This window comes from Streptomyces sp. So13.3 (genome assembly GCF_005860785.2).
GTDB classification, from domain to species: domain Bacteria; phylum Actinomycetota; class Actinomycetes; order Streptomycetales; family Streptomycetaceae; genus Actinacidiphila; species Actinacidiphila fildesensis.
This window is the reverse complement of sequence record NZ_CP048835.1, coordinates 1066801-1082314: the sequence shown is the minus strand read 5'-3', so window position 1 is coordinate 1082314 and position 15514 is coordinate 1066801. Positions and strand designations below refer to the sequence as shown.

Below are 15514 nucleotides of genomic sequence, written 5' to 3'. Positions count from 1 at the left end.
GTCTGTCACCGGTGACTCGCGCGGTGCTGGAATCCGTCTCGGGAGGCGCCGGGCCACCCCTCAAGTTCCGCTGGAGGACCGCCGGAACACTCGTCGGAGGGATCGGTTTACGGCCAAGATCGGAAGAGGCTGATCGACTTCCGGGTGTACATGTTCGATATTTTGGAACACTTGGATTCGATGTGGTGAATCAATTGAATTGAAGATACACCTGACATTATTATTGCCTTCAACTTCGTTGTAATCATCACTGCTGGTCGTCGGGGGACTCCATGCTTGACTTACGTGCGCACCTCCGTCCCGCCGTGAGTCACCGCGACAGCAACCGCAAGCGGATCATCCTCGCCATCATGATCAAACCGGATACGCAGGCCGGTATTGCGCGTCGCACGATCCTGTCCCAGGCCACGGTCTCCACCGCCGTGCGCGACCTGGAGAAGGACGGCATCGTCCGGATGGAGCGCAACTCGGCCGCCCAGGGCAAGGGGGGCCGCGGAGTCCGGGTCTGCCTGCAGGGCGCGGTCAATGTCGCCGTCGGGGTCGACCTGGGCTTCAACCACGTCACCGTGATCGCCCGGCGGGTCGACGAGCAGTACGACCGGGTCAAGGTGCAGCAGAGCACCGACGGGGCCAACCGCGGCCTCGCGCACGTGATTCCGCTCGTCAAGGGGATGATCGAGGAAGCGGTGGCGGAGACGGGCCGCACGTCGGACGACATCATCTCCGTGGGCATCGCCGTGCCCCGGATGATCGATCCCCGGAGCGGGACGTTCGCCGCCCCGGTGCTGCCTCCCTGGAGTGGTGAGGGGGGCGACCCGGCGATAGAGCTGGCCAGGGCGCTCGGGGTCCGTGTGGTGATGGACAACGACGCCAACCTCGGCGCTCTCGCGGAGCAGACCTACGGCGGGAGCGACCACCTGGAGACCGTCGTCTACGTGAAGGCGTCGACCGGGATCGGCTCCGGTCTCATCGTCGGCGGCAACCTGCTGCGGGGCCGCAGCGGTATCGCCGGCGAGCTCGGCCATCTGACCATGGATCCGCACGGGGTGATCTGTCAGTGCGGCGGCCGCGGTTGCCTGGAGACCATCATCGGCGCCGAGTACCTCATCGACCAGGTCAGGAAGTCGCAGTTGGGGAACTCGGCGGACCTGCCCGGCTCCCTCGCGGCGCTCATCGCCAAGGCACATGCCAACGACGCCGTGTGCGTGCGTGCCCTGCAGGACGCGGGGCGGCTGCTCGGCAGGGCGCTCGCGCAACTCTGCAATCTCTTCAACCCCGACGTCATCGTGCTCGGCGGCCAGCTCGCCGCGGCCAAGGATCTGGTCCTGAAGCCCTGCAGGGAGGCCCTGGAGCGGTTCGCGCTGTCGGGCGCCGTGGACCCGTCGACCGACTTCGAGCTGCGGCTCAGCAACCTGAAGCAGCGGGCCGAGGCGCTGGGCGCGCTGGTCCTCGGGCTCAGCTCGATCCTCTCGGACGAGGAGATCGAGAAGAGCTGACAGGCGGGATCGATTTGAAGTCGGAACGGGAAATCCGTCGGCCGGCCGGTTCAATTAATTGAGCCCATGTCATCGACTCGCGATCCGTACCGTTTCCCGCGCTATTCGGAACCGAAGGCCGTGCCGTTCCTGACGTGGCACTCCTCGACTGGATGTGCGACAAGCCGCGTGCAGCGTTGGCGGAATCAGGCAACTGATGATGCATCAGTCCAGGTAGAGTTTCATCTTGCCGTACGGTGTTCCCCGACGTCCAACGGTCCGGGGCTACGCGGCGAACTGATGACTGCCGACCCATTGTGGAGACATGATGTCTTTCCTTTCGCGGAACGAGTGTTCCGATGACCTCTGTGTCCAGTGCGGACCGGGTTCTCCGAGGTCAGCCGAGGACAGCGGGCCCGCAGTCTACGAGGCCCCGCTCCTCGCCGATCTTGGCCATGTACGGGAACTGACCCTGGGGAGTTCCTCCAGCGGCAATGCGGACGCCAACTCACAGTATTATTGGTAGGGCCCGGTGAAATCGCAGCACATTCCGACCCGGGACGCGCGATGACCCTGCTGACCCGTTTGCCCGCACAGTGTGCGCCGTACGTGGCCGGCACATTTCCCGTACCCGCCGCCGTCCCGCAATCCGTGGACGCGGACTTCCCGGCGCACGGGATGAGCAGGGTCTGGCCGGGGCTGTCCTCCCTGTGGTCCTGGGGCCGGTGGCGATCGGGCGAGTTACGAGGGGTGACCTACAAGGGGGCCGGCCTCGTCACGTTGGGGCAGTGTTTCGCCGACGACCGACAGCTCACGGCGGGACTCGTCCAGGCGGTGGAGAGCGACCGGTGGGAAGCCCTCATCCGGTGGCCCGGCAGCTACCTCGTCATCATGGCGCGGGACGACGGACTCCTCGCGTTCACCGATCTGGCCGGCCAATTCCCCCTGTACTACTGCCCCGTACCCGGGCGGGTGGCCTTCGGCTCCCGACCCGCCATCGCGGCAGCGGCGGCGGGAATCCCCGCACGGCCCGACCGCGCCACCCTGGCGGCCCAGATCCTGTGCCCCACCGCCGACCCCCTGTTCGGGGAGCGCTCCGTCCTCGACGGTGTACACCGGCTCGGTGGCGGCCAGGCGCTGCGGATCGACGCCGCGGGACATCCGGAGACATGGACCTACGATCCGCTGATCCCTGACCGCCACGTGTCGCTCGCGGACGGCGCCGAAGCGCTGAGGGCGGCACTGACGGCCGCGGTCGGCGCACGCGTGGATCTGGGGGAGCGGCTGACCGCGGATTTCAGCGGCGGTCTGGACTCCACCTCCCTCGCCTTCCTCGCCGCACACCGGACGCGTACTCCGCTCCCCGTCTTCGTCTATCACCACCCGGACGCCCCCGCCGGCGATCTCGAGCATGCCGAGCGGTTCGCCCGGCTCGACGGGCGGCTGGAGCTGACCGTTCTTCCCGGCTCCCGGCAGACCCTCACCTACCACGGGCTGGATCAGGTGCGCCCGGCCGGCCAGCCCGAGGCGGCCGCGGTGAACAGCGCCCGGCTCCGGGTCCGGCTCGCGGGCATCGCCGCAGGAGGCAGCGCGATCCACCTCGGTGGCGAGGGCGGCGACGCCCTCCTCGTACCGGCCGCCGGCTATCTGGCGGACCTCGCACGCCAGGGCGGACCGCGCACCTTCGGGCGGCACTGCCGCGATGTGGCGAAAGCCCGCCGCGAAGCGCCCACGGCGGTGGCCGCCCGCGCGCTGCGCCTGTCACGAACCTCTCCGGCCGGAGCGCTGCAACGGCTGGCCGACCGACTGGAACGGCCGGCGGAGGGAATCCCGCAGTGGCTGGACACCATCGCCTGGTGGCCGGACCCGGGATCCGAGGCCGGCTGGCTGACCGGGGCCATGCGGGGCGAGCTGGCCGAGCTGGCCAGAAGCCGCGCACGGACCGAGACGGTGACACCGGGCGTCGGAGTGGGCGACCGGACGGCTCTCACCGAACTCCGTATCGCGGCCACCGTCCAACAGCAACTGTCGGACACGGCGCGTGAGTTCGAGGTGTGGCCGCACGCCCCGTTCCTCGACAACGACGTGGTCAGGGCGTGCACGGGACTGCCGTCGTACCACCGGGCCGACCCCCGCGCTGTCAAGCCACTGCTCGGAGCCGCGCTGGCCGGTCTGGTGCCGGAGCCCGTGCTGACGAGGCGCGGCAAGGGGAACTACACGGCCGAGGACTACCAGGGCGCGCGGCTGCACGCGAAGGAGATCAGATCGCTGCTCACCGGCTCGCGGCTGGCGGACCTCGGGATCATCGACCAGGGGGCCGTGATCGGCTCGCTCGACCGGGTGTTGATGGGGATCCGGGCGCCGCTGCCCGCGCTGAACCGGCTGCTGAGTGCCGAACTGTGGCTACGGGGTCTGGACCGACGCCCCCTGCGGACCGACCCACCTTCCTGAGGAGATGGCACCCATGCCGGACCTGTACATTCCCGCGCACATCCATGACAGCGTCTCCCCGCACGGCGGCAGCGTTCTGCTGAACGCGCACTCGGGGCAGTGGTACGCGCTGAACTCCACCGCGCACACGCTCTGGCAGGAGTGGCAGCGCACCGGCGACTTCGATTCCGCCGTCGACGCCATGGCACACCGCTACCCACGGGAGCGGCGCACCCAGGTCCGGTCGGACGCGGAGGAGCTGGCCGCCGGGCTGGCCGCGCGTGGGCTGGTGGTGTCCGGGGAGCCGGGCGAGCGACCGGGTCCGGGCGAGTGGCCGGGTCCGGGGGAGCGGGCCGAGAAGTTCCCGGTCGCACGCACCGCACCGCGGCGACCGTCCCATCGGGGGCTTCCCCAACTGGCGTTCGCCATCGCGCTGCTGCTGCTACGACTCCCGTTCCGGCTGACCGTCGCGTTGGTCGGGGCACGGCAGCGATGGTGCCGGGCGGCCGCCACCGAGGAGCAGGCGCTGTGGGCGGTGATCGCGGTCGAGGCCGTGGCACGCCGATTCCCCGGACGGGCCGCCTGCCTCGAACTCTCCCTGAGCGCCGTCGTGGCGATGGCGCTGCTGGGCCGGCGGCTCGATTGGTGTATCGGGACGGTCGACGATCCCTATCGGTTCCATGCCTGGGCCGAGGTCGATGAACTTCCCGTCACGCACCCCTCCGATTCTGAGAGCGCTCTTTTCCGGCGCGTCCTTTCCATTTGACCGGCACGAACGTTTCTTTGTGCCTGCCGTCCTTTAGCTGGATGGCAATGGCGGGAAAAGGTGTCGCCCGGGCGGTCGGCGGGCACAGCCGGCCGAGCGGGCCCAGGACATGACGAAAGGGCCGGCCGCCGGTGGGCGACCGAGCCCCTCCAAAGGACTGCGGATGCTGCTGTACTGCGGATACTTCAGGGACGGCGAGCGAGGGCGTCAAACATCGACGTCTCGCCGTGCCCGAAGAGAACCAGGACAACGATCACGATGATGGTGATCGCCGCCCGGACGTGGACCCAGCGCACGGGTGATACGCACTGGGCGATTACTCGGATGTTGAGCTCCATTGGACTGCCTCCTCCCAGGGGTGTTTCAGGCCTTCCGGTTGACTCCTTCAGTCTGTGGCAGGGTTACGCGATGGGGCAACAGGCGTTTATACGGCCTGATGTGAAGCCTGGAGGGAGACGTCGTCCGGCTGTGTCGAACCCTTTATGAATGACCGGTATTCGAAATGCAGGGACGCATGGATCGTCAAGGCGTGTCCGCCCTCAATTCGAAGCCCGGGGGCGCGGTGTCACCCGCCGCCGGGGGCGTGGGTTCGTCACCCGGTGAGCTCTGGTGGCGGGATCCCCGAGAACGAGGGTTCGCGTCCGCGGGCCATGGAACTGCCCGTCGTACGGCGAGAATTGAAGACCGGCGGGAGACGCGGACGGCGGCCCGGCAAAAATTCGACCGCTGCACCGACCAGGGCCGCACCCGGGTCGGGCTCTCGCTCGCGAGAAAAGCCGCCCGGTATGGATTCGGCAAAATCTCGACGAGGAAAGCGGTGCAAGGGTCCCGGCAACCCCAACTGCCGCAGTGGTGCCATGGTGTGACGTGATCTCAGGCCTGGTCGAGACGGTCGCGCTGGGACGGGGTGAGGTCGAGGTCCGGTGCGTCGAGGGATTCGTCGAGCTGGGCGGTGGAACTGGCGCCGATGATGGGGATGATCGGCAGCTCGCCGCCGAGCAGCCAGGCGAGGACGACCTGCCCGGCCGTGGCCCCGGTTTCCGCGGCGACCTCGCGCACCGCGGTGAGCTGGGCGGCGGCGCCGGGGTGGTCGAACTGCTCGGGCACGGACTTGGCGGGGTCGGTGTAGGCGCCGGAGAGCAGCGGGGTGTACGCGAGGAGCGTCAGGTCGGGTTCGGCGCGGACGTAGTCGAGCAGTTCGGGGGTGACGTGCTCCTTCGTTCCGAAGGCCGCGCCGGGCTTGGGGCGCAGATAGGTGTACTGCTGCTGGATGCAGGAGTATCCGGCCAGGCCGTGTTCGCGTGCGAGGGTCCGGGCGCGTTCGATGCGCCAGGTGACCTGGTTGCTGACGCCCAGGATGCCGACGGTCCCCTCGGCGACCAGTTCACCGAATGCTCCGACGGTCTCGGCCAGTGGCGTCGCGCGGTCCTCGATGTGGCCGTAGAGCACGTCGACGCGGTCGGTGCCCAGTCGGCGCAGACTGCCTTCGACGCCACCACGGATGGCCTTCGCCGAGAGCCCCTCGGCGTTGCCCGGCCAGTCGCCGGGACCTGTCGGTTGGGCGCCGACCTTGGTGGCGAGCACGATCCGGTCCCGGTTGCCGCGCGCGGTCATCCACCGGCCGACCAGCTCTTCGCTCTCACCGCCGCGCCCGCCGTCCTCCCAGAACGAGTAGCAGTTGGCTGTGTCGACGAAGGTGCCGCCGCGCTCCACGAAACGGTCCAGGATCGCGAAGGCCGTGGCCTCGTCGACATGGGTTCCGAAGGGCATGGCGCCCAGGCACAGGGTGCTGACACCGGGGCCGGGAGTGGCGTCGGGACGGCGGCCCAGAGTACGAAAACGCATGAGTGCTCCGCAGGGGTGCGAGGAAGTGGGGGAACGTCGCGAACCCTGTCACTTGGAGCGCGCTTGAGGTCAAGCCCTCAACCCGACCGCCACCGACCGCACATCCCCGACCGCCCACCGGCACACCGGATCCGCCCGGCCGCGCGTCCCCCGCGACGGCCGGGCGATCCGGGACGTTGAAGACACGGCCTACGAGCTGCGGCAGAGCATGCCCATACCGGTCGTCCGTATGACGCTCATCCGCCAGGCGTCGAACGTCACGGACTCGCCCGGCAGGATCAGCAGCCCGTCGTCCCCGTCCTGCCACGTCTCGCCGATCCGGCGCACCTGGACCGCAGGACCGCCGACTCCGGCCATGAACATGGTCGGGTCGATCTCCCAACCCCGCGCGTCGAGCCAGGCCTCGAACGCGGCGGTGTCCTCCGCGTCCGCCCCCCGTGGCCATAGGAATTCCGTCATGCTGTCCCCATCCCCCGTACATCCCCCGTAGCGCTCGTGGACCGAGCACACTGATCCTGCCAGGCGGCACTGACAAGTCGCTAAATTTTGGGTATACGCGGACGGTGACCCCCGACACCCCGACCCTGCCCCGGATGACGTGATCGGCGTCCGGGGAGGCGTCGAGGTCGCCCTCATGGATCCACAGCCGGCCGCCGAACCGGTCGGCGTACCGCCGGCCGTGTGCCGCGTGGTCGCGGTGGGTCAGCAGCACATCGGTGACGGGGCCCCGCGCCTCGTACCGCGCGGCCGGCCCGCTGTTCCAGCGCGGGGTGTCGACCATCATCAGTTGCCCGGACGGGCGTTGCAGGAGATACGCGTCGGCTCCCGCGGTGTGCGAGGAGCTGTGCCCGCACAGATGGACGTCGTCGGTCAGCCGCAGGGGGAAGGGGTCGGCCGCCGGGTCCAGGGTGCGGGACGGGTGGCGGATCGACCGGGTGTGACGGGCGAAGGCGGCGGTGGCCAGCCGACGGGGGCGGCGAGCCGTCGTGCGCCGGCCGCTTCCCCGGGACCCCGGCGGCCGCTCCGACCCGTTGACAGTGCCCTCGGCTAGGTTCGGAGACGCACCCGACCTCACGATGGAGATGTTCATGCGCACCCTGGAACCGCAGGCCGGCGGGCCCACCGCCGGCGACGCCGAAACCGGAGATCAGGGATGAGCACCGGCCCTGGGACGAGCACCGGTCCCGAGCCGTGGACCTCGTCCGCCGGGCCGCTCCACAGCGATCTGCTCGCGGCGAAGACATGGGTGTACGACGTCAACGGGTTCGTCTGCTCCCGGCCGGTACCCGAGCCGGAGAGTGCCGACTACGGTGCGCACGAGTTCACGCTGGACGGCGCCTCCGTGCGGTTCCGGGTGGCCAGGACAACCCCGACGAAGATCGGGCAGTTCGTCACCGTGTGGAAGCGGTCCCCGGAGGGGCCCATCCAGCCGTTCGACTCCACGGACGCGGCCGACCTCCTCGTGGTCAGTTCCCGCGAGGATCAGCACTTCGGGCAGTTCGTGTTTCCGAGGGAAGTGCTCGGCGAACGGGACGTCGTCTCCAGGAACGGCGTGGGCGGGAAACGGGCTTTCCGCGTCTACCCGCCCTGGGCCACCGCGGTCAACCGCCAGGCCCGCGCTAGCCAGGCCTGGCAGTTGCGGTACTTCCTGCGGATCCCTGAGGACGGTCCGGCCGACGCCGGGCGGGCTCGCGCGCTGTACCACCCGTAGCGCCGGGCGCGCCCCTGAGCACGGCGGGCGCGTGACCGGATATGGCCAGACCGGTGATGGCGGACCGGGAGAGTCTTACCTGGTAGAGGGTCGTTCGGCCCGCCCGAACCCGTGGAACCAGGAGGGCCCCGTGAAGGCGCTCGATCAGAAGGAACAGGCGCGTGTCCTGCGCGCCCTGCACGCTCAACCCCCGCTGGTGTTGCCCAACGCGTGGGACCCGGGCTCGGCGGTGGCGATCGAGGCGGCCGGTGCCACCGCGATCGCCACCACGAGCGCGGGGGTGTCGTGGGCGGTGGGAGTGCCGGACGGGGGCGGCATGAGCCGCGCCGCCGCTCTCGACGCCCTGCGGCGCATCGTCGCCGCGGTCTCCGTTCCGGTGACCGCCGACATCGAGGCGGGATACGGCGCGACCCCGCAGGAGGTGGCGTCGACCATCACCGCGGTCCTCGCCACGGGTGCCGTGGGCGTCAACATCGAGGACAGCCCCGGTGTACGGGGCGAGCCGCTCCTCGACCCGGCCGCACAGGCCGATCGGCTCGCCGCCGCCCGGGACAGCGCGCGGGCCGCGGACGTCGATCTGTGCATCAACGCCCGGACGGACACCTACCTCGCCGGAGTCGGTGCGCCGAGCGAACGGCTCGCAGCCACCCTGGCCCGCGCCGAGCGGTACGCCGCGGCCGGAGCGGACCTGCTCTTCGTTCCCGGCCTCATCGATCCCGAGGCGATACGCGCACTCGTCGACGGGCCGCTGCCGATCAATGTGATGGCGCACCCGGGGGCGCCGACCGTCGCGGAACTCGCGGCGCTCGGTGTCGCACGCATCAGTGTGGGTTCGGCCGTCGCCCAGGCCGCCTACGGTCTGGCGGCGGACGCGGCGAGGGAGTTGCTCGGTTCCGGCACCTACGTCTCGCTCGAAGCGGCGATGGGTTACGGGGAGCTCAACGACCTGCTGCGCTGACGGTCCGCTTCAGCGGCTGTCGGACGGGGCGGTGCGTGGTGCCTGGTGGCGGTCCCCGACGAGAAGGTGGACCGTCGCCAGCGCCCGCCACGGACGCCAGGGCGCGGAGACGGCATCGAGATCAGCGGACGAGTCGGGTGAGCCGGGTGAATCGGATACTTCGAGTGAGGATGCGAGCTGTTGCACCGCTCGCCGTACGTCCGGGTCTCCCGCCGGGAACGCGTCGCGTGCGCCGAGGCGCAGGGCGACATGGTGCGCGGCGGCGGCGCCGAGGCCCGGGACCGTGACCAGCGATGCCACGAGTTCCGCCAGTGGTTCGCCGCCGTCGAGGTGGACGGACCCGGAGACCACCGCCCGTGCCAGGGCACTGACGGTCCCGCCGGCTCCGTCCGGCAGTCCGTACGCGTCCGGGGGCACGTCCGCGAGGGTCCCAGCCGACGGGAAGGCGTGGGTGAGCCCGTGTCCGAGTCCGTCGACGGGCGGCCCGTAGGCGCGGGCCAGCGCGCCGAGCGCGGCGCGGGCCCGCTGCGCAGGCAACTCCTGGCGGAGCACCGCGTGCACGGCGACCTCGAACGGTCCCCACGCTCCCGGGACACGTACCCCCGGGCGGGAGGTGATCAGTGGACCGAGTGCGGTGTCGGCGATGAGCTGCGCCGACGGGAGGACCGGGTCGGCGTCGATACCCACGAGCCGGGCCGCCCGTTCCACGACATGGATGACGCCCTCCCAGTAGGGCAGGTGCGCTCGCAGTCGGAGGTGATCGGAGCCTCCTGGCCCGATCTCGAGCATCCCGGGCGCCCCGTCGAGCGCGATGGTCCGCCGGTACCGGCCCGACTCGATCGACTCGACACCGGGGACCGCTCGTTCGGCGAGGAAATCGAGGGTGGCGTCCCAGTCGTAAGGAGCGGTGAACGGCATGCGCAGGACGAGTCCGCCGTCGGCGGTGAGCCGGTCTCCGCGCCGCCGCCGGTCCCGCAGATCGCTCGGCGCGGAGCGGAACACCTCCCGGATCGCCCGGTTGAACTGGCGCAGGCTGCCGAACCCCGAAGCGAAGGCGACCTCGGCGATCGACAGGTCGGAGTCGTCGAGCAGCCGCCGGGCGAAGTGCGCACGCCGTGAGCGGGCGAACTGGTCCGGTGTCACCCCGAGGTGGTCGTGGAACATCCGCCGCAGATGGCGCGCGGACACGCCGAGCCGGGCGCCCAGCGCCGCCTCGTTGGCCTCGTCCAACGTGCCGCCGATGATGAGCTGGACGGCCCGGCAGACGAGTTCGGGAGTGTCGTCGGCGACGGTGCCGGCGACACGATAGGGGCGGCAGCGCAGACAGGCCCGGTAGCCGGCCGCCTCCGCGGCTCCCGCCAGTTCGAAGGTGCGGACGTTCTCGGCGTGCGGCTTGGCCCCGCAACCCGGCCGGCAGTAGATCCCCGTGGTCCGTACAGCGGAATACGTAGTCACCTGCTCAGGCTCGCATCCGCAAGGGGCACGGGCCAGCCGGATCCGGACATGATGACGCCGCTGTCCGGCCGGGGTGCAACCAGGCGTCTCGCGGTCTCGTCTCAGTGATCCAGTAGCCGGAGACACTTCCAGGAGATTCGATGAAGGCTTTAGTGCGTCTCGCGGTGGCCGGCATGGCCGCGGCGGGACTCGTCGTCACCCTGTCGGGTTCGGCCTCGGCGGTGCTCGGCGGCAAGCCCGCCACGACCGACACGTACCCCTATCTGATCGCGATCGAGACTCCGGACCACCAGGAGCTCTGCACCGGGGCACTGATCGCTCCCGCCAAGGTGCTCAGCGCGGCACACTGCTTCGACGCCATGGACGTGACCGGCCTGCGCTTCATCGGCGGGCGTACCGACCTGGGCACCACGAAGGGGCAGGTCCGGCACGCGGTGAAGGTGAAGGTCCACCCGGACTACCAGGGTTTCGCGGGTGATTACGACGCCGCGGTCGTCACGCTCGACAGGGCGCTGCCGTACAGGACCGTTCCGGTGGCCCGGCCCGCGGATTCCGCCCTTTACGGCTACGGGCGCCCGGCCACGGTCCTGGGCTGGGGGCGGACAGGAACGGAGACCGCCGTGGCGAACAGCGATGCGGCCGCCGCGGGTCGCCGGCTGAAGGAGGCGACGCTCAAGCTGGCGCCGATGAGTGACTGCGGCCCGTGGTCCTCCACCTCGGCCGTGAAGATCTGCGGGCTTCCCCGAAGTGCCGTGCCGGAGAGCGTCTGCGCCGGGGACTCCGGTGGACCACTGATCGCCGGTGGCCGCGTTATCGGTATCGTGAGCAGCGGCAACAAATACTGCACCCCGGATACCGCCTACTCCACGTTCTCCCGGGTGAGTTCGGTGGCCGCCGGTCTCGGACTCCTCACACGGTCTCCTTGAGCAACGATAAAGAGGAATTGCGGGCGAGGTCTGCCGCGTTCCGCCTCCTGTCCCCGCGCGAAGTCGGGGCAGGGGGCAACCTTGGAGAGCTGGTGCGGGTCTTTACCCATGGCCGCGCCGAACCGGTACGGCCGCGACCCGCATTGGGCCTGCGAGCGAAAGAGGCTGCATGCTCCGCGTTCACTTCACCCCCCACGACCTGCAGAACATTCGAATTGCCCAGCATCCCGACCCGCTGTGGGAACTGGTGTGCAGTATCTGTCGTCTGCAGACCAGACAGGGACCGCTTGATTTCGGCCATTGGCGCGGCACGGCATATGAACGGCTGCGCAGAGATCCCGTCGTGAAGGGGGCGCTGCATCTGCTGCGGTTATTGATCCCCGCTTCGGGCTACATTCCGGACTTTCTCACACCGAGCAATACCGGCGGCGAACTGTTCGCCGGCCTGGACCAGGTGCGCGGCACTCCCCGAGGACAACTGAACCGCGAATTGACGCGGCTTGCCGAGTCCCGTCCGGTCCCGGTCTGGGCCACCACGATGGGCCGGCCGGGAGCCGACGGGCTCGTCCCGCTCACCAAAGCGCTCGCCACCTACCACCGGGCGCTGTTGCAGCCCTTCTGGCCGCGTATCCGGACCGCCGTTGACAACGATATCGGCCGGCGGGCGAGCACTCTGCTGGGAGGCGGCACCCAGGCGCTGCTGGAAGGACTGCGCCCGCTGGCGCGATGGAACTCCCCGACGCTGGAAGTGGATTACCCGGTCGACCGCGACCTGCACCTGGCGGGGCGTGGGCTGCTGCTGGTGCCCTCGTACTTCTGCTGGGGCCGGCCGACGGCTCTCGCGGACCCGGGCCTGACGCCGGTGCTCGTCTATCCGGTGGCGAAGGTGCCGCTCGACGGAGAGGGCGCGACGGAACAGGGACTGGTGCGCCTGCTGGGCAGGACCCGGGCAGCGGTACTGGCCGAGGTGGCCAACCGGAACGCCCGGACCACCTCCGAGGTGGCCGAAGCCGTCGGCGTCACCCTGCCCAGCGTCAGCTACCAGATCGGGGTACTGCGGGACGGCGGGCTCGTGGCCAGCCGCCGTGACGGCAAGTACGTTCTGCACACGGCGACCCCGCTGGGCCTCCGGCTGTTGGGCGGGGGAACGCCGGGCCTGGTCGACAGTCCGCTCCCGCAGGGCCCGTTTAGCCTGTGCTCGAAATGATTGCCCGTCCGCCCGCCCCGCCGCATGCTGTCCCCGCACCGGCAAGGTGATGGTGCACCGGCAACGGTCTTCGCGGTGATGTTCCCCGCGTCCCTTCGGCCGATGCCGCGGCAGTGCAGAAACGGCAGCGCAGGAAAGGTCTCTCATACAGTGAATGTGACTACCAGGCCGAGGCTGCCACGGTGGCTTCTGCTCCTCTCCGTCCTGCTGGCGATGGTGGCGACCACGACGCTCGGCGCGGCCCCGGACGCCCGTGCCGACTATCCGAATCCTGATCCGGGGGACCCGGTCTGCGGGCCCAGTTGGGTGGTGATCTCGGCGTACGGCACCGAGGAGGACACCACGCACCAGGGCGCGGGGATGGAGTGGGGTTCCAGCGGAGTCAACAGCTGGTTCATCGCGGGGATCGTCCAGTCCCTGCACGACAAGGGCGTCCAGGACCAGGCGATCAAGGTCCGTAACCTCAAGTACCCGGCGTCACTGATCTCCCGCCCGTGGCCCGGCGGCCTGCCGGACTACTGGACGGGGCTGGGCATCGGCCGTGACCGGCTGGCCAGCGAGGTCAACTTCTACGCGGGGTGCGCCAACCATCCCCATCTGATCCTGCTGGGCTATTCGATGGGCGCGCACGTCGTGAAGTCGGCGCTGCAGCTGCCCGTCGTGCAGTCCCACGCGGACACCATAGGCGCCGTGCTCACGGTCGCCGACCCCAGCCGCAACAACGGCCAGATCGGCATGGCCCAGGCCGGTGCGATGCTCACCATCAACCCTGACTTCAGCACCGGCACGGCCGCCGTCGCCGACGGCGGGCTGCTGGGGCGGCTGAATGTTCCGGGAGCCTTCGCCGGATTCATCGGCGACGGCCGGTACTTCGACGTGTGCCGCACCGACGACCACGTCTGCAACCGCCCGGGTCCGCCCAGCACGGACGACCTGGCGCAGCAGTTCGCGTACAGCCTTCCCGCGCACACCCAGTACGGCGCCGGAGACCACGGCGCGACGGCGAACCGTATGGCGGCCAAGGCGGTGTCCACCGCGGTCAGCTTCGCCGCATCGGGCGGATCGGACCCCAACCCCAACACCCCGTGCGCACCGCACACCGACACCGACCCGATGGGCGCCGCCGCCATCGCGGCCGCCTGCTCCGTCATCGCGCAGGACACCTGGTACACCTGGGGCGGCGGGCACAGCGTCTCTCCGCCGCAGGCGACATTCGGCTCGGTCGACCAGTCCGACCCCGTCCGCAGTGCCAACGACCCGTACCGCAAGGGCTTCGACTGCTCGGGATACGTCCGCTTCGCCTACTACAAGGCCGCCGGGTACGACATCATCGGTGACCGTACGGCGGACTCGGCGTACCGTGCGCCGTGGTCGGTGCGGTTCGGTCCTCCCATGGGTGAGAGTGTGTTGCGGGCCGGGGACATCGTCTACTTCGGCACCTCCGCGAACATCCATCACACCGCGATCTATCTGGGCACCGGGCTGATCGCCGAGGCCCCGCAGTCCAACGAGAAGATCCGGGTGTCACCCATGTCCAACCACCACGACTACATGGGCGCGGTCCGGCCGTCGGGCTCCGGCAGCGGGGGCGGCGGAGGCGTCGGCGGTCCCAACTCCACCTGGGGCACGGACGTCCGCACGCACACCACACCGTCGACGTCGGGCCCGGTGTACACCACGCTCAGCGGTCCGACGGCGATCCGTATCGACTGCCAGAAGCACGCCCAGTCGGTCACGGCCGAGGGTTACACCAACGACGTCTGGTCGCATCTGCCCGACATCGGCGGCAGCTGGGTCTCCAACATCTATGTCCGCGGACCGGCCTGGCTCCCCAACATCCCGGCCTGCGACGGTTCGTCGCCGGGCGGCGGTGCCCATTCCACCTGGGGCACCCATGTCAACATCCGGGCGATCCCGTCGGCCTCCGGCCGGCTGGTGACCACGCTGGCCGGTCCGACGGACATCGGCATCTCCTGCCAGAAGCACGCCGAGTCGGTGACGGCGTCGGGCATCACCAACGACGCGTGGAGCTTCCTGCCCAACTACAACGGATGGGTGTCGAACATCTTCGTCAAGGGCGCCGCATGGCTGGTCGACGTCCCCACCTGCGGGGGCGGCAGCGGCGGGGCCGTGGGCGGTGATCACATGACGTGGGGGACCAATGTCTACCTGCACACCGCTCCGACGGCCACGAGTGCGCGGGCGGACCTGCTTCCCGGCCCGACGGCGGTGACGATCGACTGCCAGGTGCACGGCCAGTCGGTGACGGCCGAGGGCATCACCAACGACGGCTGGAGCCATCTCGCCGACCGCCAGGCGTGGATCTCCAACATCTATGTCAAGGGTGCCGCCTGGCTCGACGGCGTACCGGCCTGCGACGGTGATCCGGGCAGTCCGGGTGGCGAGACCCACGGAAACACCCGGACGACCTGGGGCGCCAATGTGCGCGTCCACCAGGACGCCGCCTCCGGGTCCGGGGTGGTCGCCACGCTGGCGGGGCCGACCCAGGTGACCGTGGTGTGCCAGAAGCACAGCGAGAGCGTCACCGCCGACGGCTACACCAACGACGGCTGGAGCCGGCTGGCGGACCAGCAGGGCTGGATCAGCAACATCTACATCAAGGGACCGGCCTGGGACGACTCCCTGCCCACCTGCTGACAACGGAGGACCGAACACCTCACAACGGACGAACGGCTCACGGACCCGGCAGTCAGGTTGCCGGGTCCGTGAGCCGTTCCGTC

The 15514-nt window shown here is 69.9% G+C and carries 12 protein-coding genes and 1 pseudogene; 8 read left to right on the top strand and 5 right to left on the bottom strand.

Translation table 11 applies throughout. From position 1 onward, the window contains the following. The first annotated feature begins 305 nt into the window (after positions 1 to 305). The 3 genes from C8250_RS05115 to C8250_RS05100 all read left to right on the top strand — a co-directional run bounded on the left by C8250_RS05115 (position 306) and on the right by C8250_RS05100 (position 4671). The gene (locus tag C8250_RS05115; RefSeq protein WP_198359529.1) at positions 306 to 1496 is read left to right on the top strand and encodes an ROK family transcriptional regulator; all 1191 of its coding nucleotides are present in this window, start codon (positions 306 to 308) and stop codon (positions 1494 to 1496) included. A gap of 546 nt (positions 1497 to 2042) precedes the next feature. Next, positions 2043 to 3926, top strand: a complete 1884-nt coding sequence (locus C8250_RS05105; protein WP_138351383.1) for an albusnodin/ikarugamycin family macrolactam cyclase — start codon at positions 2043 to 2045, stop codon at positions 3924 to 3926. 13 nt (positions 3927 to 3939) lie between these two features. After that, positions 3940 to 4671, top strand: coding sequence for a lasso peptide biosynthesis B2 protein (locus C8250_RS05100; RefSeq protein ID WP_187144734.1), 732 nt, complete (start codon positions 3940 to 3942; stop codon positions 4669 to 4671). Between the two features lie 185 nt (positions 4672 to 4856). Here C8250_RS05100 and C8250_RS05095 read toward each other — a convergent pair whose 3' ends face one another. From C8250_RS05095 to C8250_RS43350, 4 genes and pseudogenes are all read right to left on the bottom strand, one after another. Next, on the bottom strand, positions 4857 to 5009 hold the full coding sequence (locus C8250_RS05095) for a hypothetical protein (protein ID WP_164292695.1): 153 nt from the start codon (positions 5007 to 5009) through the stop codon (positions 4857 to 4859). A gap of 535 nt (positions 5010 to 5544) precedes the next feature. After that, a complete protein-coding gene (locus C8250_RS05090) occupies positions 5545 to 6516 on the bottom strand; it encodes an aldo/keto reductase (RefSeq protein ID WP_138351385.1) in 972 nt (323 codons plus the stop codon). A 189-nt stretch (positions 6517 to 6705) separates the two neighbouring features. Then, positions 6706 to 6975, bottom strand: coding sequence for a hypothetical protein (locus tag C8250_RS05085; RefSeq protein WP_187144733.1), 270 nt, complete (start codon positions 6973 to 6975; stop codon positions 6706 to 6708). Positions 6976 to 7102: 127 nt separating this feature from the next. Continuing rightward, positions 7103 to 7486 (bottom strand): annotated as a pseudogene (locus tag C8250_RS43350) (MBL fold metallo-hydrolase); the annotation flags it as partial. A gap of 183 nt (positions 7487 to 7669) precedes the next feature. Here C8250_RS43350 and C8250_RS05080 point away from each other — a divergent pair. Together C8250_RS05080 and C8250_RS05075 are read left to right on the top strand one after the other, a co-directional pair. Next, positions 7670 to 8227: a MepB family protein gene (locus C8250_RS05080; protein WP_138351386.1), complete on the top strand. Its 558-nt coding sequence runs from the start codon at positions 7670 to 7672 to the stop codon at positions 8225 to 8227. A 130-nt stretch (positions 8228 to 8357) separates the two neighbouring features. Continuing rightward, positions 8358 to 9185, top strand: a complete 828-nt coding sequence (locus tag C8250_RS05075; protein ID WP_138351387.1) for an isocitrate lyase/phosphoenolpyruvate mutase family protein — start codon at positions 8358 to 8360, stop codon at positions 9183 to 9185. Between the two features lie 9 nt (positions 9186 to 9194). Here the strand turns inward: C8250_RS05075 and C8250_RS05070 are convergent, their stop codons facing one another. Next, on the bottom strand, positions 9195 to 10640 hold the full coding sequence (locus C8250_RS05070; protein WP_138351388.1) for an AlkA N-terminal domain-containing protein: 1446 nt from the start codon (positions 10638 to 10640) through the stop codon (positions 9195 to 9197). A 140-nt stretch (positions 10641 to 10780) separates the two neighbouring features. Between C8250_RS05070 and C8250_RS05065 the strand changes: the two genes are divergently transcribed. The 3 genes from C8250_RS05065 (at position 10781) to C8250_RS05055 (ending at position 15431) form a co-directional block, all read left to right on the top strand. Continuing rightward, the gene (locus C8250_RS05065) at positions 10781 to 11566 is read left to right on the top strand and encodes a serine protease (RefSeq protein ID WP_138351389.1); all 786 of its coding nucleotides are present in this window, start codon (positions 10781 to 10783) and stop codon (positions 11564 to 11566) included. Positions 11567 to 11735: 169 nt separating this feature from the next. Beyond that, positions 11736 to 12773, top strand: coding sequence for a winged helix-turn-helix domain-containing protein (locus tag C8250_RS05060; RefSeq protein WP_138351390.1), 1038 nt, complete (start codon positions 11736 to 11738; stop codon positions 12771 to 12773). Positions 12774 to 12929: 156 nt separating this feature from the next. Continuing rightward, the gene (locus tag C8250_RS05055; protein WP_187144732.1) at positions 12930 to 15431 is read left to right on the top strand and encodes an NlpC/P60 family protein; all 2502 of its coding nucleotides are present in this window, start codon (positions 12930 to 12932) and stop codon (positions 15429 to 15431) included. The last annotated feature ends 83 nt before the right edge of the window (positions 15432 to 15514 follow it).